The organism is Soehngenia sp. (assembly GCF_055108775.1).
In genome coordinates this window covers 1-19998 of the sequence record NZ_JBSQIL010000035.1, presented here as the reverse complement: position 1 = coordinate 19998, position 19998 = coordinate 1, and the positions used below count along the sequence as shown (strand labels likewise).

Sequence of the window (19998 nt, the reverse complement as noted above, 5' to 3'; positions counted from 1 at the left end):
TAAAGAAAAATTGAATGTGAAAATGACTGATACACAATATGGAAGATTTTTAGATGGTCTTTTGGGTCTTGAAACTGCAGATATGACAAATGGACCTTGGTGGATGTATTCGTATAAATCTACAGAAAAAGGACTTGATATGAAAGTAGGTGAAGCTCCGGGCGTTGATTCGATTGGTCTTAATGAAGGAGACGAGATAGAATTCCACTATACTAAGGATATGGGCATGTAAAATGAGCAGTAAAAAAATTACACGAGTAGCCATGCTAGCAAGCATATTGTATATTATTCAATTAATTGGCTCTGGACTACTATACATAGAGCTAGTAAATTTTACTATTCTTTTGTATGGTGTTAGTTTAAAAAGAGATGAATCCTATTTATCAGTTGCAATATTTTGTTTATTGGTGATGCTCACACGAGGATTTGGGCTATGGACAATAATGTATTTAGTTGTCTTTCCACAATATGCTTTGATTTATTCTACTTTAGGAAAAAGGCTAAAGTCTGAATACTCACTTTCACTCTTAGGTTTTTTCTTAGCGTTTATATGTGGAACTTTGATAGATATGCCTTATATAATTGCTGCTGGATTAGACTACAATGGATTGATAGTTCGTTTATTGCTGGGATTTCAAGTATCTATAGTAAATGCTTTAGTTACTTTTGTTGCAACATTATTTTTGCTAAATCCTTTAAAAAAGCTTTTGTTAATGCTTAATACCTAAAAAGTAGAGCTTTTGCTCTACTTACCCCCTTTTTTTCTCATTCTAACTAATAAAAATACAATTATAGAAACTATAAAACCTTCTATTCCAATAGTAATAAGAACTATTACATCTTCAGTAAATTCCGTACCTGTTAAGCCAACCGATAAATAATTATACAGAGCTACCATTAAAAAAGTTATAGGTAAAATAAGTCCTGTGAAATTTTTTTCTTTTGAAGCAAATCCAATCTCTAAAAATAAAACCATTAGGCCTATTAAAATATATACAAATATCATGTTGCTGTCCAAATTATCACCCCAATTGTAAAAATATCTTATCATTTTCTTTTATTAATTTGATTATATTATAATTGAGTATAAATTGAAATAACAAAGCCACCTCAAATTCAAACTATATTGAGGTGGCATTGTTGTCCGATTTTGAAAATACCTCTATTTGAATTGTCCTCTAAACATATCTTTTATTCAATAATATATCTATATTCTTTTAAAAAAAGTATTGCCTTTATTTTTATACAGGTTTATACTATAAGCATAAGTTTATTTATATAAGCGTATGCTTAGGAGGTATTATGACAAACCGAGAACTTGAAATACTAAATATCATCAAAAAAAATCCCCTTGTTTCTCAAAATGAAATAGCAGAAATGTTAAATATTACTAGATCAAGTGTAGCAGTTCATATAGCCAATTTAACTAAAAAGGGAATAATCAAGGGCAGAGGCTATTTAATTGAAGAATCGAGATATGTTAGCGTAATCGGAGGAGCAAATGTCGACATTGTAGGTTTTCCTAATAATTCGTTGCGAAGAAACGACTCAAACCCCGGCTTAGTAAAGTTGTCAGTTGGCGGTGTTGCTAGAAACATCGCTGAAAATATATCCAGATTAGGTATAAACACTAAATTGTTCACAGTGGTTGGGGATGATATGTACGGAGAAAAAATTGTCGATGAATGTAAATTAGCTAACATAGACACTAGTTATATAAAGACCATTTCAAATGAATCATCTGGAACATATTTAGCAATTCTAGATGAAAAAATGGATATGGATGTAGCTATTTCATCTATGGATATCTTTAAATACCTAAATGAGAACTATCTATATGAAAATGCCATCACATTGCAAGGTAGCGAAATAATAGTGCTAGATACAAATTTAGAGAAAGAAACACTAGATTATGCAGTAGAAAATTACAAGGACAAAAAGTTATTTTTAGATACTGTATCTTTTTCCAAAGCTTTGAGAGCAAAAGATGTATTGGGGTATTTTCACACTATTAAGCCTAACAAACTAGAAGTAGAAGCTTTAACTGGCATTATGATAGAGAATGAAGATGATTTGATAACAGCAAGCAATATCATCCACAATTTAGGTGTGAAAAATATAGTAATTTCACTTGGTGAGAAAGGTGCTTTTTATAGTACTAAAGGATCTCAAGGCAGATTAAAAGCAAAGAAACCCAATATAAAGAACGCTACTGGTGCAGGTGATGCATTTCAAGCAGGATTAGTCTTTGGTGAATACAATGCTTTACCGTTTAAAGAGAGTGTCAAATATGCAATGGCCGCAAGCCTTGTGGCGATGGAATCAGAAGATACAATAAATAAAAATATATCTGTAGAAAAGTTAGAAGAATATATAAACAAATTGGAGGAATATTGATGAAAAATATTGTTAAATTGTCAAGAGAAGTAGAAAATGCTTTAAAAGAAAATAAGCCTGTAGTCGCATTAGAGTCCACTATAATTTCACATGGTATGCCCTATCCACAAAATGTTGAAACCGCATTAAATGTAGAAAAAATCATAAGGGAAAATGGCGCAGTACCTGCTACTATAGGAATAATAAATGGTCAACTCATAGCAGGCCTCACAGAAGAAGAGATAGACTACATGGGAAAGACAAAAGGGATTTTAAAAGTATCTAGAAGAGATATCCCATATGTATGTGCTATGAAAAAAGATGGTGCTACTACAGTTGCTTCAACTATGATAATCGCTGAAATGGCTGGAATTAAAGTCTTTGCAACAGGTGGCATCGGAGGAGTTCACAGGGGTGCTGAGACTACTATGGATATATCAGCAGATCTCGAAGAACTAGCTCAAACTAATGTGGCGGTAGTATGTGCTGGGGCAAAATCTATTTTAGATCTAGGTCTTACTTTAGAGTATTTAGAGACAAAAGGGGTGTTAGTTCTAGGCTATAAAACTAATAAACTCCCTGCTTTCTACACAAGAAGCAGCGAGTTTGATGTTGATTACCGCGTAGATACTCCTAAAGAAATTGCAGATATAATTAACGCTAAATGGAGTTTGAACTTAAAAGGCGGTATGCTAATAGCAAATCCTATACCAAAAGAGTATTCAATGGATGAAGATCTGATAAATAAAAGTATAGAAGAAGCAGTAATAGAGGCTAACGAGAAAGGTATCAAAGGTAAAGCTCTTACACCATTTCTCCTTTCAAAAATAAAAGATGTCACTGAAGGAAAATCACTAGAGGCAAATATACAGCTTGTATATAACAATGCATTGCTTGCAGCAAAAATCGCTGTTGAAATGAATAAATAATTTAATTAGAGTTTGCTTAAGCAAACTCTTTTTTTATAAATAATTGTCGGAATAATTCGAAATTTAATTCCTACTATTTTACTGTTTAATAATTTTTTTTTTGGAGATATATATAACAAATGATAAAGATTATCAATTATACGAGGAGGTTAGTTTATGTTATTTGATGAATACAATCCATTGGATAATAAAATGTATAAAGTGTTAGACCATAATGGCAAGCTTGTCAAAGAGAGTGATTATCCTGATTTAAGTGATGATGAGCTATTGTATCTTTTTAAAACTATGCTTTATGAAAGAACAATTGATGAAAAAGCTCTTTCCTATCAAAGACAAGGAAGAATGCTTACCTATGCTCCAAACATCGGCCAAGAGGCAGCTCAAATCGGCAGTGCTTATGCGATAAAAAAAGACGACTGGCTTGTACCAGCTTTCAGAGAATTAGGTGCGTGGCTGATTAAAGGTGTACCTTTAAAAAATATATATTTGTATTGGTATGGAAATGAATGGGGAAGCCATTTCCCAGATGGTGTGAAGATGCTCCCTGTGTCTGTTCCTATAGCATCGCAATTACAGCATGCTACAGGTATAGGTATGGCAAATAATATTAAGGGTGAAAAAAATGTTGTTATGACTTATGTAGGTGATGGCGGTACCTCTCATGGAGATTTTCATGAGGCTTTGAATTTTGCAGCTGTTTTTAATGCTCCTGTGATTTTCATAATACAAAATAATCAGTACGCTATATCCACTCCAAGAAAAGTACAAACAAAGAGCAAAAATTTAGCACTAAAAGCTATTGCATATGGCATGCCAGGAATACTTGTTGATGGAAACGATATATTTGCAATGTACAACGCTTCAAAAACAGCTGTTGAAAGAGCAAGAAACGGTGAAGGTCCAACTTTAATAGAAGCCTACACTTATAGACTAGGGGCTCATACAACTAGTGATGATCCTACAAAATACAGAGAAGATAAAGAAGTGGAAGAATGGAAGAAAAAAGACCCTATTTTAAGATTTGAACTCTTCTTGAAATCCAAGGGTTTGATAGATGATGAATGGATTGAAAAAACCAAAGCAGAACTTGAAAAGGATGTTACAACAACTTTTGAAGAAATAGAAGGTAAATCAGATACCGAAATAGATGATATATTCAAGTTCACTTATGAAAAGATGACACCTCAGTTAGAAGAACAATTATCTGAGTATAAAGCTTTTTTAGAAGGAGGTAAAAAATAATGCCAAATACTTTAAATATGGTGCAAGCAATAAATCAAGCTCTTATGGAAGAAATGGAAATAGATGAAACTATTGTGGTATATGGTGAAGATGTCGGTGTAGAAGGTGGGGTTTTTAGAGTAACACAAGACTTGCAGAAAAAGTTTGGAGAGAAAAGAGTTTTTGATACTCCATTAGCAGAATCAGCTATCGTCGGCTCGGCTGTTGGCATGGCAGTAAATGGCCTTAGACCAATTGTTGAAATGCAATTCTCAGGATTTTCTTATCCAGCTTTTAATCAAATAATAAGCCATGTAGCTCGTATGAGAAATCGTTCTCGAGGAAAATACTATCTTCCTATGGTTATAAGAGCGCCTTATGGAGGCGGAATAAGAGCTTTAGAACATCATTCAGAAAGTACAGAAGCTTTGTATGCTCATATTCCAGGTTTAAAAGTAGTTATCCCTTCTACTCCATATGATGCTAAAGGACTATTGATCTCTGCAATCAGGGACAATGACCCTGTTCTTTTCTGGGAACCAAAGAGAATATATCGAGCTTTTAAACAAGAAGTACCCGAAGGTCCTTATGAAATACCAATAGGCAAAGCAAAAATTATAGAATCAGGTGAGGATATAACAGTAGTATCATGGGGTGCTATGGTAAGAGATGTTCAAAAGGCTATGGATATAGTAAAGAAAAAGGATATATCTGTGGAATTAATAGATTTGAGAACAATTGCACCTATGGATAGAGAGAGTTTTGTAGAATCAGTCAAAAAAACAGGAAGAATATTAGTTGTCCATGAGGCTCCAAAGACACTTGGAGTAGGTGCTGAAATAATATCTATTGTCAATGAAAAAGCATTTCTTTATCTTGAAGCTCCACCAACAAGGTTAACGGGTTTTGACACAACTTTCCCTTTGCCTAGAGGTGAGCAACATTATATTCCTACACCAGAGAGAATTGCTAAAACTATTGAAGATGTAGTGCGTTACTAAGGAGGAATGAAAATGAAATTTGAATTTCAGTTTCCAGATATCGGTGAGGGTATTCACGAGGGTGTAATAACTAAATGGCTGGTTGATGTAGGAGATATGATAAAAGAGGGAGAATCTATAGCTGAAGTTGAAACCGATAAAGTTACAACAGAAATACCATCACCTAAAACTGGCAAAATAATAGAGTTAAGAGCAAACAATGGAGATACTATTCATGTCGGGGATGTCTTTGTAGTAATAGATACAGAGGGAAATGCAGAAGATGTTTCATCAGTGGAGAAAAAAGATACTTTAAGTGAAAAAAAGGAAATAGTTGAGGAAGAGAATGCAGGAGTGGTTGGAGAAGTAATTGCTTCATCAGAGGTAATAGCCCCAAGTCATGAAAATAAGGAAAATAACGAAGATAAAAGAGAAGTAAAAAAAGCTCTCGCCACCCCAGTTGCAAGAAAACTCGCTAAGGATTTAGGCGTGGACATAAATCAAGTTGTTGGCAGTGGACCAAATGGTAGAGTTATGAAAGAGGATATCATCAAAGCTAGTGAAAAATTGCAAGTTGAAAAACAAGACATAGCGATAGATGAACCTGTTAAAACAGCTCCTAAAGCAAAAGAAGAAAAACTTTTAATTGAAGATGAAAAAATCGAAAGAATTCCTCTGACAAAGATAAGAAAGACAATTGCTGAAAAAATGACTCAATCTAGGTTTACTATCCCTCACACGACTGCCATGGATGAATTGGATGTAACCGAATTATATGAATTAAGAAAAAGATATAAAGATTCATTAAGAGAAGAAGAAATCAATTTAACTTTTATGCCTTTTATAATAAAGGCAACTATAGCAGTCCTTAAGAAAATGCCTGAATTCAATTCAACACTCGATGAAGAAAATGATGAATTGATATTAAAGAAATTTTATCATATAGGTATTGCCACAGATACAGAGCGAGGCTTGATGGTGCCTGTCATAAGAGATGCAGATAGATTAAGCATAATTGAGTTGGCTAAAATAGTTGATGAAATTTCTAGCAAAGCAAAGAATAACCAAATTGAACTTAAAGATTTGAAGGGAAGCAGTTTCACGATTACAAATTATGGTTCTATAGGTGGATACTATGGAATTCCAATAATAAATTACCCTGAGTCAGCAATTTTAGGAGTTGGAAGAATTGTACAAAAGCCTATAATCAAGAATGACGAAATAGTAAAAGCATGGGTTCTACCTCTTTCATTATCCTATGACCATAGGATAATCGATGGAGCAAGTGGAGCTAGATTTTTAAACATGATGAAAGAAATACTCGAAAATCCAGAAATGCTTTTGCTTAAAGCTTAAGAGGTGATTTTATGGAAAAATTTGATTGTGTTGTGCTTGGTGGCGGCGCAGGTGGGTATATTGCCGCTATTAAACTAAGCCAAATGGGAAAAAAAGTGGCTGTAGTAGAAAAAGATAGATTAGGTGGAATATGCTTAAACTGGGGTTGTATACCCACTAAAACATTGTTATCCTATGCTAAACATTTCCAAGATATATTGCGTAGTGAAGACTTTGGCATTATGGGAATTGACAAAAGTAAAATATATATAGATATTGAAAAAATGATGAAGAATAAAGATGATGTGGTAAATAAATTAGTTTCAGGCATTCACATGTTATTTAAGAAAAATGGCGTGGATTTATATAATGGGTTTGGAAAAGTAATTGATGAGCACAACCTAGATGTAAACGGAGAAAATTTATCATTTGACAACTTAATTATTGCTACAGGTTCAAAAGCCTACATCCCAAATATAAAGGGTTTAAAGGAAAGTTTTGAAAGTGGAAAAGCCATTAACAATACAGGTATACTTGGATTAAAAGATAAATTAGACACAGTAATAGTGTTGGGAAATAATACCTATGCAGTAGAATATGCAACTTTCTACAACGCTATTGGTACAGATGTCACAATGATTTTTGAAGAAAAAAATCTTTTGCCTGATTATGACAGTGAATTGTCCCAAACTTTGGAAAGGCAACTTAAAAAAAGTGGTATAAAATTAATCAATAACTCAAATATAATTGAAGTAAGAGATGATAAGATACTAGTTTCTCAAAAAGGAAAAGAAAAAGAATTCACTGCAGATAAATATGTTGTTTTTTACGGTATAAGACCAAATTTAAGTGGAATTGAAAACTTAAAGCTCATAAAAGATGAGAATGGCTTTATTCAAACCGATAAAAGCCTGAGGACAAATATAAAAAATATTTATGCCATAGGTGATGTAAATGGAAAGATGCCATTAGCGCATGTGGCATCTTTTGAAGGAGTAGTAGCAAGTGAAAATATTTCTGGAATTGATTCTAAGATTGATTATCTAAAAATTCCAAAAGTCGTATACTCTTTCCCCGAAATCGCAAGCGTTGGTTTAACTGAAGAAGAAGCCAAAATAAAAAACATAAATTATTCTATAGGAAAGTTTCCACTTTCTGCTAACAGCATGGCAATCTTAAAGGGGGAAACAAGTGGTTTTGTAAAGATATTAGCAGATAAAGACATGTATGGTGAAATCATTGGTTTTCACATAATTGGCAATGATGCTTCAAATATGATATCCGAAGCTGCAAGTGTGATGAATCTAGAAGGTACTATCTATGACTTAGCTAGAGTGGTTCATCCACATCCCACTTTAACCGAAGCGATAGTTGAAGCTAGTTTGGATGCAATAGAAAAACCTTTAAATATATAATATGGGTGCTCAATGCACCCATATTATATTAATTAGCTATTGGCTCAGGTCTACCATAATAAAATCCTTGAATAAAGTCACATTCCAAAATATATAATAAATCTCTCTGATTTTTAGTTTCTACTCCTTCTCCGACTACTAATAACCCTAGCCTATGAGACAGTTCAATGATTGATTTAACCATTAGATGATCTCTCTCATCAGTTTCTATGTTGTCGATAAAACTTTTATCTAATTTCACTTTGTCAAGTGGTAAGTTTTTTAAATAATTTAAAGAAGAAAACCCCGTTCCAAAATCATCCAATGACAATTTAAATCCCATTTCTTTTATCCTATCCAGAACTTCTACAGTCCTCTCAATATTATTTAACAGCGATGACTCAGTAATTTCAAATTCTATAAATTTAGGATCAACATTGTATTTTAGTAATAAATTCTCAAGGAATTTAACGATATTTCTTTCAATTATACCTCTTGCTGATAAATTTATAGAAACATATTTCATTTCAGGGTTTAACCTCATTAAATGTTTTAAACTCTTAAAACATTCTTCAACGATGAGCTGCTCTATTTCTATCATTTGTCCCGATGCTTCAGCTATCGGAATAAATTGTCCCGGAGAAATCATGCCCCTATGTGGATGTATCCATCTAACAAGAGCTTCATAACCTGATGTTTTTTCTGCTTTTGCACAGACAATTGGCTGAAAATAAACCACAAATTCATTTCTTTCTATTGCTATTCTTAACTGGTTTATCATGTCTGCTTGAGAAAATATATATTCCCCTAGTTTATCATTATATCTTACAAATTGAGACTTCCCCTTGCTCTTTGAATAGTGGAGAGCTGTGTCAGCGTATCTTAACAAAGTATCAAAGTCATTTCCGTTAATTTTAAAAAGTGAATACCCCACACTTGCAGATAATTTAAAATCACTGTTTTCTAAAAAATTTTTTTTGCGCAAATCTTTTAAGAACTTCTCTATCCTTCTTTCCAATAAATCTATGTTTTTATAATTCTTGTAAATTACTAAAAATTCATCAGTATTTAACCTGCCTATTAGATTATCCTTCCCAAATTCCTTTTTTCAAAAACTCTGAAAACTTTTTTAGAAATTCATCGCCATAGCTATATCCAAGAACATTGTTTACATGGCTGAAGTCATCCAAATCTATATATAAAAAAGCAATATCTTCATTTACGTTATTTTTAACGATATTCGAAAAATCTTCTTTTAGCTTTTCTTTGTTTGATAAATTAGTCAAAGTATCATAATGAGATAGATTAAATATGGCTTCTTTCATTATTATTTTTTCTGTGATATCTGATCTTATCCCGATGATTTTTTTAAGTTTACCCTTTTCGCTAAATACTTTTATTCCTCTAGAATACACCCACTTATATTTGTCATTTTCTTCTTTTATTCTATAAATAGCTTCTATCTTTACTTCATCGCTTTTTATGAAATTCTCTAAGCTTTCATTTAAGTTGAATAGATCTTCTTTATGAATCTCCCCATCAAAATTAAGCATAATGTCAGCTTGATAATTAAAAGAATATTTTATGAAGTCTTCATTCCTTATATCATCTGATTGGCTAATGTTTAATTCCCAAACCTCTCCTCCTACATCTTCAAGAAGTTTGCCATAGTTATTTAGATTTTCTTCCAATATCTCAATTTCAGCCATTCTATCTAGTTTATCCATTTAATTTTTCTCATTCCCTTTCATTCTAAGAAGATCTTAATATCAGCTTAATAATTATACTAAAAATACAAAGTTTATAAAGTATAAAATTTATTAAATTATTGTAACTTTAGAGCATAAAACTATTCATATTTATGCTCAATTCTTCTGCTAAAGATGCTTGTTGTTCTGCTACTTTTTCGACCTCTTCAATCGCTTTTGAAAGTTCTTTAATGTTTGTTGATATATCAACTGTACCACTAGTTGATTGTTCGATAGTAGCAGCTACGGATTCGATAGCATCATTAATCTCAGATATAGCTTCTTTTATTTCTGATGATTTCTCATCAAACTGTATAATTAAATTTTCAACGTATTGAGCATCTTTTAGGTAGTTGCTACCAGTTTCCACTAGGCTATCATAATCAGATATTACTTTAGAATCTATGAATTTCAATAAATCATCTGAACTTGTTGATAGCTCTGTAAATACTCCGCTAACTTCGCTTACTAAATCTGTTATTTTATCTACGGCGGAAGAAGAAGCTTCTGCTAATTTTCTTACTTCATCAGCTACTACAGCAAATCCTCTCCCATGTTCTCCTGCTCTTGCTGCTTCTATGGCTGCGTTTAAAGCTAAAAGGTTTGTTTTTTCAGCAATTTCCTTAATTGAATCAGCCATAATTTTGATCTCTGAAACTATCTTTCCTCTTTCTATGGATTCTTTTATAGCTTTTTGTTTTACTTTATATGTGTTAGTTGCTTCATTTCTACTTAATACTGCACTTTCTTTAAGCTCTGATGCTCTATTTGCAATTAGCTTAACATTTTCTTTCCCTCTCACTGTTTCTTCAAGTATAGCTTTTGCATTGTCCAGGATTTGATCCCCAGATGAACTGACTTCTTCTATCGCAGCAGAAGTTTCTTCCATGCTTGCAGCAATTTCTTGAGTGGAGGAGTTAACTTCTTGAATTTGAGCACTAATTTCTTCTACTGTGGCGCTTAATTCTTGACTAGAAGCACTTGCCTCTTCTGCATTTTCTTTTGATAGGCTAATAATCTCTCTTAGTCCATCTTTAGTCTGGTTAAATGCACGAGACAAATCCCCAATTTCATCTTTTCTTGTTAAAGAACTTTGTTCTATTTCAAAAGAAAAATCCCCATCTCGTAACATCTTTGAATAATTAACAGCTGCTTTTATTCCTCCTACAATGCTCTTTGAGTTGTAAAAACCTAACAACATGGATAGTAAAAAAGTTAACAATGTAACCACAATAGTTATGGTCAATGTCATAGCCATTCTCGATTGTGAATCTTCATACATAGTATCTGAAACTTTAAGGTTGTAGTTTATCATTTCATTTATAGCATTTTCAATATCATTTTCAACTTTACTAACTTTACTGTAAGTACTAATTGCTTGAGAATATTGCCCGTTTTTAATATATTTAATTACTTCATCTCTGAGAGGTCTATATTCATTCAAAGCTTGTTTAAAATTAGCTAACAAGACTTTTTCTTGTGTGTCTAAATCACGATTTTCATATTCTTCTATTAAATCGTTGTTTTCTTTTGTAAGAATGTCAAGTTCTTCCACTGCATCATTTATAACTGTGTCATTGTATGTAACTTGATATTGCCAGAGAATTTTCATAGTCTGCTCTTTTGCATTTTTAACATTACTTTCTATATCTGTTAACAGTAAATTCCCTTTCAACCTATCATTGTACATTGACTCCAAGTCTTTTGTCGATTGATTTAATGAAAAAATGCTAACTATCCCTACTAGTATAGAAAGAACAGCTATTATTATAAATCCTCCTAGCACTTTTGTTTTTGTACTCAAATTGTCTAAAAACTTTCCCATCAAAATCCCCCTCTAGAAATTTATAAGTCTATAAAACATATATCGGTATATCTATGTGTTTTTTAATAGTAACTCACATTAAATAAAAATCTTTAGTTTAGCTCTATGTAATAAAGGTATAAATGTATTAAAGAAATTTTTAGGAGGAACTTATGCTTAAACAACTCGAATTGCTAATGAATAATTTAAATAGTGCTATAGTAGGTAAAAAAGATGTGATTGAAGAAGTCATCATTGCGTTAATTTCAAACGGTCATTTATTAATAGAAGATGTTCCCGGTGTAGGTAAAACTACTTTAGCAAAAGCTTTAGCTAAAAGCATAGATTTAACTTACAAAAGAGTTCAATTTACCCCCGATCTAACACCATCAGACTTAACAGGTATTAGTGTATATGATAAAGATAGTGGAGCTTTTATTTTTAAAAAGGGTCCAATATTTTGTAATATATTTTTAGCTGATGAAATCAACAGAACTTCTCCTAAAACACAATCAAGTTTATTACAAGCTATGGAAGAATTTGAAGTTACCACTGAAAATGAACACTTCTTACTAGATAAACCATTTTTAGTCCTTGCAACGCAAAATCCGATAGAATATCAAGGTACATTTCCGTTACCAGAAGCTCAATTAGATAGATTTTTTATGAAAATATCTATTGGTTACCCTAACAAAGACGATGAAAAAAAGATATTGAAAAATTATTTAGAACTGAAAAATTTAGATCACATAAAGCCAGTGCTAACTAAGTCTGAGCTATTGTCCATATCGAAAGAAGTGGAAGAAATAATTGTTCACGATGAAATTTTGGAATATATACTTGATATAGTAAATTTGACAAGAAATTACAAAAGTATAGCTCTTGGAGCAAGCCCGAGAGCTAGTATTGACATTCTCAAAGCTTCAAAATCAATGGCTTATCTATCCAATAGAGATTATGTAATCCATGATGATGTCAAGAAAATAATAAATCCTGTTTTAAGACATAGATTAGTTTTATCTGCAGAAGCTAGACTTGAAAAAAGAAACATTGATGAAGTAATAGACGATATGATAAAGAAATTATATATAGGTGGAGTATATGCTTAACAACAAGTTTATGTTAATAATTATCGTGGTTTTATTTGCTTTTTCTCTCTTAGTCGGTGGAGATTTGCCTTTTTTCCTCCTTTACTTTTTTATTTCAATTTTAATTTTATCGCTTATTGAAATTTTTTATTTTAAACGCTGCATAAATGTTAATCTGATTTCTAACAAAGCTACTGTGTATGCAGGTGATAAAGTTGAAATTTCATATGAAATTTCTAACAAAGGTAAATTTTCCATCCCATATGTTGAAGTAGAAGATTTATTCGAAAATAAACTTACGAATAAACCCTCAAAGCCTATTATATATTCTTTGGAACCAAAGCAGACATTATCAAAGAAAACAATAATATCTGTTAAAAGAAGAGGTAGATATGATCTTTCAGAAATAAAGATAAATCTAATGGATAATTTAGGAATATTCAAATTTACTAAGTTAACTTCACAAAACGCATCTATTATTGTATATCCAACATATCGCAAACTAGAATCTTTTAAAATATATGCAGGTTTATCAGCTGGCGAGCTTTTAGCTTTTGACAAAGTATCTGAAAATCGAAATAGAATCAATGGAATCCGCAAATATGTAGTTGGAGATCCTATAAAATCAATTCATTGGAAATTGTCAGCAAAAAAAGATACATTGATAACTAAAGAATATGAGAACCGAAAGGATACAAGTGTTTTTATCATCCTTGATTCACTAAAAAGTAAATTCATCAATGATTTTGAATTCCATTTAGAAGATTTGCAAGTAGAAATAGCAAGCAGCATAATTGAATATTGTCTCTCACACGAAATAGAAGTTGCCCTTTTTTATGAGGCAAAAAGTGAAAATGTGATCATTCAAGGCAAAAATATTCATGAATTTAATCCTTTTAGGGATAAATTAGCTGTTTACGAGCCAAATGGCGTCTTTGAATTTAACTATAATATAGCTTTTATTGATCAATATCTTTATAAGTTCTCAACAATTATTTATGTGACAACATATTTAAGCAAATCAGATGCGAAAGAACTCTTAACTTTAAAAATGAATGGCTTTAATCCAATTATTTTATTAATCACAGATGTCGAAAATAAATCATTAAAATTTGATTATTACTATGTTGATAAATTAAGGCTTCAATCTATGACAATTTATGAATTAGATTATAATTCTGATATTGTTAAAAAATTGGAGGCACAATATGAAAGATGACCACAAGCTTGAAAATATATGTTTGAACTTTTCATCAATGCTTCTTAGTTTTTCATTAATTTATACAATTGCTGCCACTGTAAAAATTGATATTATATTTCCTAGACAATTGTTGCTATTTTTGTTAATTTTTGAATTGATATTTTTATTTATTAAAAAACCCATATTTTTCTTTATCCCGCTAATTGTGGGTTTAATTATAACTTTAGTTCTAATCCAATATGATAGAACCATCATAATTCAAACAGTCCAATCAGCATCTCAGTTTTTCGACAATATAATCAGCAACATAACTGATTCAGCCCCTATACGAGAAGACTATAAAATTTATTATTTCGTTTTATTTAGTGCAATATTTAGTTTAATATCTCTAATATCAATATATAACCATAAAAAGTACAAGTTATTATATATTTTAAGTTATTTCACATTGGTCATTTACTGGTATAGTTTTATTGACGCTGCTTTCACAGCATTGATAATGCTTTCCTTTTCACTAATCTTAACAATTGTTACAGTAAATTATAGTGTGATAGTTAATAATTCAATCAAAGGAAATGTAGTAAACAAAACTAAATTTTCATTATTTCTTAAGCCAATACTTCTTATCAGCATAATTTCATTGATTTTATCTACTGTTTTGCCTAAATGGAATAATCCAGTAGATTGGGTTTGGTTTGAAACAAAAATTGTTGATACCTTCCCTGTAATCCTAGATTTTAGATCTGATCCTGTGTACGACAGAGGTAATTCTAATGCTAGCCCTTTCAATTTTAGCACGACAGGATTTAATCCAAATAATTCATCATTAGGCGGCAAAGTTGTTCCTAATAATAGAGTTGTAATGACTTTGAAATCAAGTAAACCAGTATATTTAAGAGGAAGTGTAAAACACACATATACTGGTAAGAATTGGACTAGTGAAGAAATTATAGCTTATAAAACTAAGGCTGGATATAATTTTTATTTCCAAGATTTAAATTTAGGTTACAAATCAGAAAATTTAAAGAGTATCACAATATCAAATAAAAATTTTGCTTCTACCACCTTATTCAGTCCTTTATATCCTGTTTCTATTGATTTAAGAGGGAATAGTGACATTTATGTTAATGAGGATATGATTATAAATTACCCTTATGGCATATATAAAAATGAATCTTATACAGTTCATTACTTTGAAGAGCTCCCATATGATAAATTAATAGAAAGTGATGTATATAAAAGAAAAACAGATATCAGGAATTTATCTTATTATCTCCAAACTTCTGATACTGTAACTTCAAGAACAATAAACCTGACAGAACAAATTGTTGAAAATGCAAAAAATGATTATGAAAAAGCTTTGTTAATAGAAAACTATCTAAAGAAAAATTATTCTTACACTTTAGATGTAGATGATTTTTCTAAATCTGATAACCCTGATTTTGTAGATTACTTTCTATTTGAATCAGAAGAAGGGTATTGCACCTATTATGCTACAGCAATGGCAGTAATGCTTAGAATTGCAGGAATTCCAAGTAGATATGTAGAAGGTTATGTAGCTAACGAAGAAATAAATCCTGGAGAATACAAAGTATCTCAGTCTAATGCCCATGCGTGGGTTGAAGCTTTTATAGAACCTGTTGGGTGGATTAGTTTTGATCCAACACCTTATTATGAAGTTTTAAATAATGTTGATATAATAGAAGAATCTGTTTCTGAACAAATAGATGAAAATACCCCCGATGCAAACGAAGAGAGAATTCCTGACGATCCGAGAAGACCAAATAGAGAAGATATTATAGAAGAAGGAAATAATTTAATTATAGATACTGATAATCCAGATGAAGTTAACACTACATTTACTAACACATGGTATATTCCTTTATTTTTCTTAGCTATAGTGGGTATCTTGTTCTTAAGAATTATTTACCTTACTATTAAAACCAACCATCGCGAAAAAAGACTAAAGAATTTAAATAGCAGTGAAAGAATTGAGCAATACTACTATGATATCAATTCACTTCTAGGACTTTTAGGGTTCCCTAAGAATAATGATGAGACTTATTATGAGTACAGTAATAGAATTAATTACAAATTCTTTATATTAGATGATATTGAATTAAAGAAAATTACTGATATTTTTATAAAAACTAAATACGGATATAAAGAAGCCTCAAAAGAAGAAATCGAATTGATGGAAAAATTTAGAGCTATATTAACTAATCGATATAAAAATTATGAAGGTAAACTAAAATATCTCATGAAAAAATATGTACTAGGAAGTATTAAATTTTAATATTTAATATTTTATCTGTGATTTTATACATTCTTAAAAGTGAATTCTCTAAAAAGAAATAATGCAGAAAATAAAATAAAGTAACGAAGAATAAAATCCCAAATATAACAAATACTAGTATTTCTTGGGTTTTAATGCTTAAATATAAACTAGTTAGCATTAATATTGAGGTAAACAAGGTAACTATTAAATGAATCAGTCTTTCATGTTGAAAAAAATCTATATGAAGCTGGTGAATATACAATAAATCTTCATAAGAATATTCACCACTTCTTATAGCTTTATTTATCCATTTTTCATAGTTGCTTATGTATTTTCCCATGTCTCTACCTCCTCTTTTTTGTTTATTTACCCAAAAAATAAGTTTCCAAAATATTTAAATTTTTTATATTAATTTGGCTGTCTCCAGCATTTTTTGTTATGGTTCTAATAAAAATAATATAATATAATCCAATCTAAAGAAAAAGGAAAGCTAAACTATAAAGGCAGATAGTGTCAATTAATTGTTTTCCAACAATTAATTCACATTATCCTATCTTTAGCGATATTTGACTTTTATTAAATTATATATTATTGTGAAAAATAAGGAGTATAATGGTTCGAAATATTAAAATTAAGGTAGCGAGCACAGAACTTAGTATGACACAAAAATCTATATCCAAAGCGATTGAGATCTCACGTCAAACCATATACGCAATAGAGAAAAGAATTTATAACTCAAATATCAGATTGCGCTTATAAATATGCAAAGTTTTGGAAAAACTATGAACATCTTTTTGGATAGGATGGCTATAATATGTCTAAACATATTTTTGATGAAATGTAGGAATAATACTTAAGAACTAATTGTATATATCTCATCGGCTACATATAACTATTGCTTGCATTAGAAATGGGATATGGACATTAAATACAAGGTCAACAACAAAATATAATGCTTTACTTAGTTTTTTCTATGATGATAATAGGTATTCGTTCATATTTTAACACTATATTAATTTCTAATGATTCTATTTCTACCGCTGTCTTCCTAATGCTCAACGTATATAAATATTAGATGCTTTTTATTGTTAGAAATTGTAGCAAATGCCTGTTCTAACAAAATCAAATAAGTTGGATAACTTAACCGAGAATTAAGATTAAATTTTTTATGTTCATAAGTTATACCTATAGAGTTCAAAGGTATGGTGATTATATGTATTATAAACAGGATTGGTTAATGCGACAAATTGAAACTGCCATTGCAGCACTTATACAAATGATTACAGAAAAAGGAGAACACACTCCATATATATCATCTAAGTTATTTAACAATGTCATGACATTGCTAGAGCAGGGAGAAATTTGCGAAGCAGAAAACATACTATTTCAAGCTATAGATACAGATGAGGAAACAGCTATTGAAACTGCTGTCATTTTTTATTCCGAATTAAATAAATTGGATGATAACTATCTTGAAAGTAAAAATTTCTCTCGTAATGAAATTAAGAGTGGTTTACAAGAAGTATGCCGTAAATACGGCTTATTACCTGAATTGTTTTTTTATTAGACTATAAACTGCCAAGGTGATTAGATAGGCACACCCCTAAAGTAAATTTTTTTCTGCTTAAATGCTTAAAACGAAAGTGTAATTTAATTCATCTGAATTGATGTATTTTTTTGATAAAATATATTATTTTTATGCATAAAATGTAAAGTTTTGAAGCAATCCCTATACTCTAAATTTTATCAGGGAGGTTAATTTGAATGGTGATAAATATAAATTCGGTTTATAAAAAGTTTAATGATTTATTAGTTTTGAAAGATATTTCGTTTTTTGTTGAAGAAGGAGAGATATTTGGATTACTTGGACCATCTGGAGCAGGGAAAACGACCCTAATAAATATAATTACTGGACAATTAGAGCCAACTTCGGGAGAAGTAAAAATATGGGGGGTTAATTCAAAGAATTTTGGCGAAGATATTTATAAAAAAATAGGTATGTTATTGGAGATACCAGGACTATATGATCGTTTAAATGTTGTACAAAACTTAAAAATATATGCAAAGATTCACAATATACCACATAATGAAATAGGTAAGGTATTGGAGCTAGTTAATCTAGAACCTACAAAAAAACCAGTTTCTAGACTATCCAATGGAATGAAACAACGCTTATTAATTGCAAGAGCATTGCTACATAATCCTAAAATCCTTTTTCTAGATGAGCCGACTTCAGCATTAGATCCTGTAAACGCTAGAAATATCCATAACATACTATTTGATTTAAAGCAGAAGGGGATTACCATATTTATGACTACACATAATATGGAAGAAGCTGAGAAGTTATGTGATAGAGTTGCATTGTTAAATGAAGGGTGCATATGCGCATGTGATAGTCCCTTCAATCTTTCGAAGAAATTTTATAAGGATAGAAAGATTAATCTAATTAAAAATAACGGTGAAAAAATAAGTTTAGATTTTTCTTCTGAAAATATTAGAAATATATATAATTTAATAAAAAACGAAGATATATTTTCAATTCACTCTACTGAACCAAATTTAGAAGATATTTTTATAAAGTTAACAGGGAGAAAATTATATGATGAGTCTTAATAGAATAAAGGCAGTAGTATATAAGCAATTTATAGATACATTTAAAAATAGCACTATTTTATTACAGTTTATTTTAATTCCTCTATTATCTATTTTATTAACCGAAACAATACTTAAGCATAATTTAAATTTACCTAATAACTTCTTTGTTACAATGTTTTCACCCATGTATATAACTATGTGCCCTAGTGCAGTAATAGCAGGTGTAATTTCAGAGGAAAGAGAAAAGGGAACATTGAAAATTTTATTGTTAAACAATGTAAAGTCCTTGGAATATTTATTTGGAGTCAGTTTCCATATCATAATTATGAGTTTAATAGGAGTAATTTTGTTATCAATAGAATTAGAACTAGGTCAAATTGATTTATTGAAGTATTACATTATTATGGCTTTAGGAATAGTTCCATCTATATTATTAGGTGCCACAATAGGTATTTTAGCTAAAAATCAAATTACTGCAAACTCTTTAGTTTCAACTATAGTTATAGGGATAAGCCTTTTACCAGTTTTGTCAATGTTAAATGATAAAATAAGAATGGTCTCAAAGTTCTTTTATAATCAACAATTATATGATCTGATATTTAATATAACAAATCTTAAGATTGGAATAGATAATATAATAATATATATAGTTAATATATTATTATTATTCGGAGTGTTTATCATGTCTTATAAAAAAAGAACACTATTGTAAAAAAAGGAAAGCCCTAGTTTAGATTCTATTTAGGCACATGAAGGTAGTAGGGTTATAAAAAATAGTATTAGAATCTAAAAATACTCCATCATAAGAAAATATATTTGATAATCGGGCAGTAGGAAATAATTATTTTATTTTCTGACCTTCCACAACACCGTACCTAGGGTTCTCGTATACAGAGATTTCACATTTTACACTCCAACTTCAGGGTAATATAAAATAAAACTTAAATATCTATAAACGTCAATATTTTTTTGTACAAAAGTGCAAATATTTTCATGTACAATTAATTATCTTTTTGGCCGACCTTGGATAAGGCCTCAGCAGTCCTGTA

19 protein-coding genes are annotated in these 19998 nt (G+C 30.5%); 14 read left to right on the top strand and 5 right to left on the bottom strand.

What is annotated here, in order from left to right:
* Together ACTB1H_RS05865 and ACTB1H_RS05860 are read left to right on the top strand one after the other, a co-directional pair.
* Positions 1–232 (top strand): hypothetical protein (locus ACTB1H_RS05865; RefSeq protein ID WP_463261902.1); only part of this gene is annotated, 232 nt, incomplete at its 5' end.
* Position 233: 1 nt separating this feature from the next.
* A complete protein-coding gene (locus ACTB1H_RS05860) occupies positions 234–728 on the top strand; it encodes a hypothetical protein (RefSeq protein ID WP_463261901.1) in 495 nt (164 codons plus the stop codon).
* A 17-nt stretch (positions 729–745) separates the two neighbouring features.
* On the opposite strand, the gene ACTB1H_RS05855 is transcribed toward ACTB1H_RS05860, so the two are convergent.
* On the bottom strand, positions 746–1018 hold the full coding sequence (locus ACTB1H_RS05855) for a hypothetical protein (RefSeq protein WP_463261900.1): 273 nt from the start codon (positions 1016–1018) through the stop codon (positions 746–748).
* Between the two features lie 284 nt (positions 1019–1302).
* Here ACTB1H_RS05855 and ACTB1H_RS05850 point away from each other — a divergent pair, with 284 nt between their 5' ends.
* From ACTB1H_RS05850 to lpdA, 6 genes are all read left to right on the top strand, one after another.
* Complete coding sequence (locus ACTB1H_RS05850; RefSeq protein WP_463261899.1) at positions 1303–2397, top strand: PfkB family carbohydrate kinase; 1095 nt, start codon at positions 1303–1305, stop codon at positions 2395–2397.
* Entirely contained in the window at positions 2397–3305 is a 909-nt protein-coding gene (locus tag ACTB1H_RS05845; protein ID WP_463261898.1) for a pseudouridine-5'-phosphate glycosidase, read from the top strand. Before ACTB1H_RS05850 ends, ACTB1H_RS05845 begins: the two co-directional genes overlap by 1 nt.
* 156 nt (positions 3306–3461) lie before the next feature.
* Positions 3462–4547 (top strand): pyruvate dehydrogenase (acetyl-transferring) E1 component subunit alpha, encoded by a 1086-nt coding sequence (pdhA, locus tag ACTB1H_RS05840; protein WP_463261897.1) that lies wholly within the window; start codon positions 3462–3464, stop codon positions 4545–4547.
* Positions 4547–5527: an alpha-ketoacid dehydrogenase subunit beta gene (locus ACTB1H_RS05835; RefSeq protein WP_463261896.1), complete on the top strand. Its 981-nt coding sequence runs from the start codon at positions 4547–4549 to the stop codon at positions 5525–5527. Before pdhA ends, ACTB1H_RS05835 begins: the two co-directional genes overlap by 1 nt.
* Before the next feature lie 12 nt (positions 5528–5539).
* Complete coding sequence (locus ACTB1H_RS05830; RefSeq protein WP_463261895.1) at positions 5540–6862, top strand: dihydrolipoamide acetyltransferase family protein; 1323 nt, start codon at positions 5540–5542, stop codon at positions 6860–6862.
* 11 nt (positions 6863–6873) lie between these two features.
* On the top strand, positions 6874–8256 hold the full coding sequence (gene lpdA / locus ACTB1H_RS05825) for a dihydrolipoyl dehydrogenase (protein ID WP_463261894.1): 1383 nt from the start codon (positions 6874–6876) through the stop codon (positions 8254–8256).
* A gap of 28 nt (positions 8257–8284) precedes the next feature.
* Here the strand turns inward: lpdA and ACTB1H_RS05820 are convergent, their stop codons facing one another.
* The 3 genes from ACTB1H_RS05820 to ACTB1H_RS05810 form a co-directional block, all read right to left on the bottom strand.
* Positions 8285–9283, bottom strand: a complete 999-nt coding sequence (locus tag ACTB1H_RS05820; protein ID WP_463261903.1) for a putative bifunctional diguanylate cyclase/phosphodiesterase — start codon at positions 9281–9283, stop codon at positions 8285–8287.
* A 37-nt stretch (positions 9284–9320) separates the two neighbouring features.
* A complete protein-coding gene (locus tag ACTB1H_RS05815; protein WP_463261893.1) occupies positions 9321–9962 on the bottom strand; it encodes a sensor domain-containing diguanylate cyclase in 642 nt (213 codons plus the stop codon).
* Between the two features lie 109 nt (positions 9963–10071).
* Positions 10072–11808: a methyl-accepting chemotaxis protein gene (locus ACTB1H_RS05810; RefSeq protein ID WP_463261892.1), complete on the bottom strand. Its 1737-nt coding sequence runs from the start codon at positions 11806–11808 to the stop codon at positions 10072–10074.
* 152 nt (positions 11809–11960) lie between these two features.
* Here ACTB1H_RS05810 and ACTB1H_RS05805 point away from each other — a divergent pair, with 152 nt between their 5' ends.
* From ACTB1H_RS05805 to ACTB1H_RS05795, 3 genes are read left to right on the top strand one after another with little or no spacing between them, the layout of a single operon-like run.
* Complete coding sequence (locus tag ACTB1H_RS05805) at positions 11961–12896, top strand: AAA family ATPase (RefSeq protein ID WP_463261891.1); 936 nt, start codon at positions 11961–11963, stop codon at positions 12894–12896.
* Complete coding sequence (locus ACTB1H_RS05800) at positions 12889–14094, top strand: DUF58 domain-containing protein (RefSeq protein WP_463261890.1); 1206 nt, start codon at positions 12889–12891, stop codon at positions 14092–14094. The genes ACTB1H_RS05805 and ACTB1H_RS05800 overlap by 8 nt, the downstream gene beginning before the upstream one ends.
* Complete coding sequence (locus ACTB1H_RS05795; RefSeq protein WP_463261889.1) at positions 14084–16372, top strand: transglutaminase TgpA family protein; 2289 nt, start codon at positions 14084–14086, stop codon at positions 16370–16372. The genes ACTB1H_RS05800 and ACTB1H_RS05795 overlap by 11 nt, the downstream gene beginning before the upstream one ends.
* On the opposite strand, the gene ACTB1H_RS05790 is transcribed toward ACTB1H_RS05795, so the two are convergent.
* A complete protein-coding gene (locus ACTB1H_RS05790) occupies positions 16362–16694 on the bottom strand; it encodes a hypothetical protein (protein ID WP_463261888.1) in 333 nt (110 codons plus the stop codon). The genes ACTB1H_RS05795 and ACTB1H_RS05790 overlap by 11 nt on opposite strands.
* A gap of 828 nt (positions 16695–17522) precedes the next feature.
* Here ACTB1H_RS05790 and ACTB1H_RS05785 point away from each other — a divergent pair.
* The 3 genes from ACTB1H_RS05785 to ACTB1H_RS05775 all read left to right on the top strand — a co-directional run bounded on the left by ACTB1H_RS05785 (position 17523) and on the right by ACTB1H_RS05775 (position 19661).
* Positions 17523–17921: a DUF6483 family protein gene (locus ACTB1H_RS05785; RefSeq protein WP_463261887.1), complete on the top strand. Its 399-nt coding sequence runs from the start codon at positions 17523–17525 to the stop codon at positions 17919–17921.
* A gap of 197 nt (positions 17922–18118) precedes the next feature.
* On the top strand, positions 18119–18967 hold the full coding sequence (locus ACTB1H_RS05780) for an ABC transporter ATP-binding protein (protein ID WP_463261886.1): 849 nt from the start codon (positions 18119–18121) through the stop codon (positions 18965–18967).
* Positions 18954–19661: a hypothetical protein gene (locus tag ACTB1H_RS05775; RefSeq protein ID WP_463261885.1), complete on the top strand. Its 708-nt coding sequence runs from the start codon at positions 18954–18956 to the stop codon at positions 19659–19661. The genes ACTB1H_RS05780 and ACTB1H_RS05775 overlap by 14 nt, the downstream gene beginning before the upstream one ends.
* The last annotated feature ends 337 nt before the right edge of the window (positions 19662–19998 follow it).

Coding starts and splice junctions, on each gene's coding strand:
- ACTB1H_RS05860 (WP_463261901.1), top strand. CDS start 234: ATGAGCAGTAAAAAAATTACACGAGTAGCCATGCTAGCAAGCATATTG.
- ACTB1H_RS05850 (WP_463261899.1), top strand. CDS start 1,303: ATGACAAACCGAGAACTTGAAATACTAAATATCATCAAAAAAAATCCC.
- ACTB1H_RS05845 (WP_463261898.1), top strand. CDS start 2,397: ATGAAAAATATTGTTAAATTGTCAAGAGAAGTAGAAAATGCTTTAAAA.
- pdhA (WP_463261897.1), top strand. CDS start 3,462: ATGTTATTTGATGAATACAATCCATTGGATAATAAAATGTATAAAGTG.
- ACTB1H_RS05835 (WP_463261896.1), top strand. CDS start 4,547: ATGCCAAATACTTTAAATATGGTGCAAGCAATAAATCAAGCTCTTATG.
- ACTB1H_RS05830 (WP_463261895.1), top strand. CDS start 5,540: ATGAAATTTGAATTTCAGTTTCCAGATATCGGTGAGGGTATTCACGAG.
- lpdA (WP_463261894.1), top strand. CDS start 6,874: ATGGAAAAATTTGATTGTGTTGTGCTTGGTGGCGGCGCAGGTGGGTAT.
- ACTB1H_RS05815 (WP_463261893.1), bottom strand. CDS start 9,962: ATGGATAAACTAGATAGAATGGCTGAAATTGAGATATTGGAAGAAAAT.
- ACTB1H_RS05810 (WP_463261892.1), bottom strand. CDS start 11,808: ATGGGAAAGTTTTTAGACAATTTGAGTACAAAAACAAAAGTGCTAGGA.
- ACTB1H_RS05805 (WP_463261891.1), top strand. CDS start 11,961: ATGCTTAAACAACTCGAATTGCTAATGAATAATTTAAATAGTGCTATA.
- ACTB1H_RS05800 (WP_463261890.1), top strand. CDS start 12,889: ATGCTTAACAACAAGTTTATGTTAATAATTATCGTGGTTTTATTTGCT.
- ACTB1H_RS05795 (WP_463261889.1), top strand. CDS start 14,084: ATGAAAGATGACCACAAGCTTGAAAATATATGTTTGAACTTTTCATCA.
- ACTB1H_RS05790 (WP_463261888.1), bottom strand. CDS start 16,694: ATGGGAAAATACATAAGCAACTATGAAAAATGGATAAATAAAGCTATA.
- ACTB1H_RS05785 (WP_463261887.1), top strand. CDS start 17,523: ATGTTCATAAGTTATACCTATAGAGTTCAAAGGTATGGTGATTATATG.
- ACTB1H_RS05780 (WP_463261886.1), top strand. CDS start 18,119: ATGGTGATAAATATAAATTCGGTTTATAAAAAGTTTAATGATTTATTA.
- ACTB1H_RS05775 (WP_463261885.1), top strand. CDS start 18,954: ATGATGAGTCTTAATAGAATAAAGGCAGTAGTATATAAGCAATTTATA.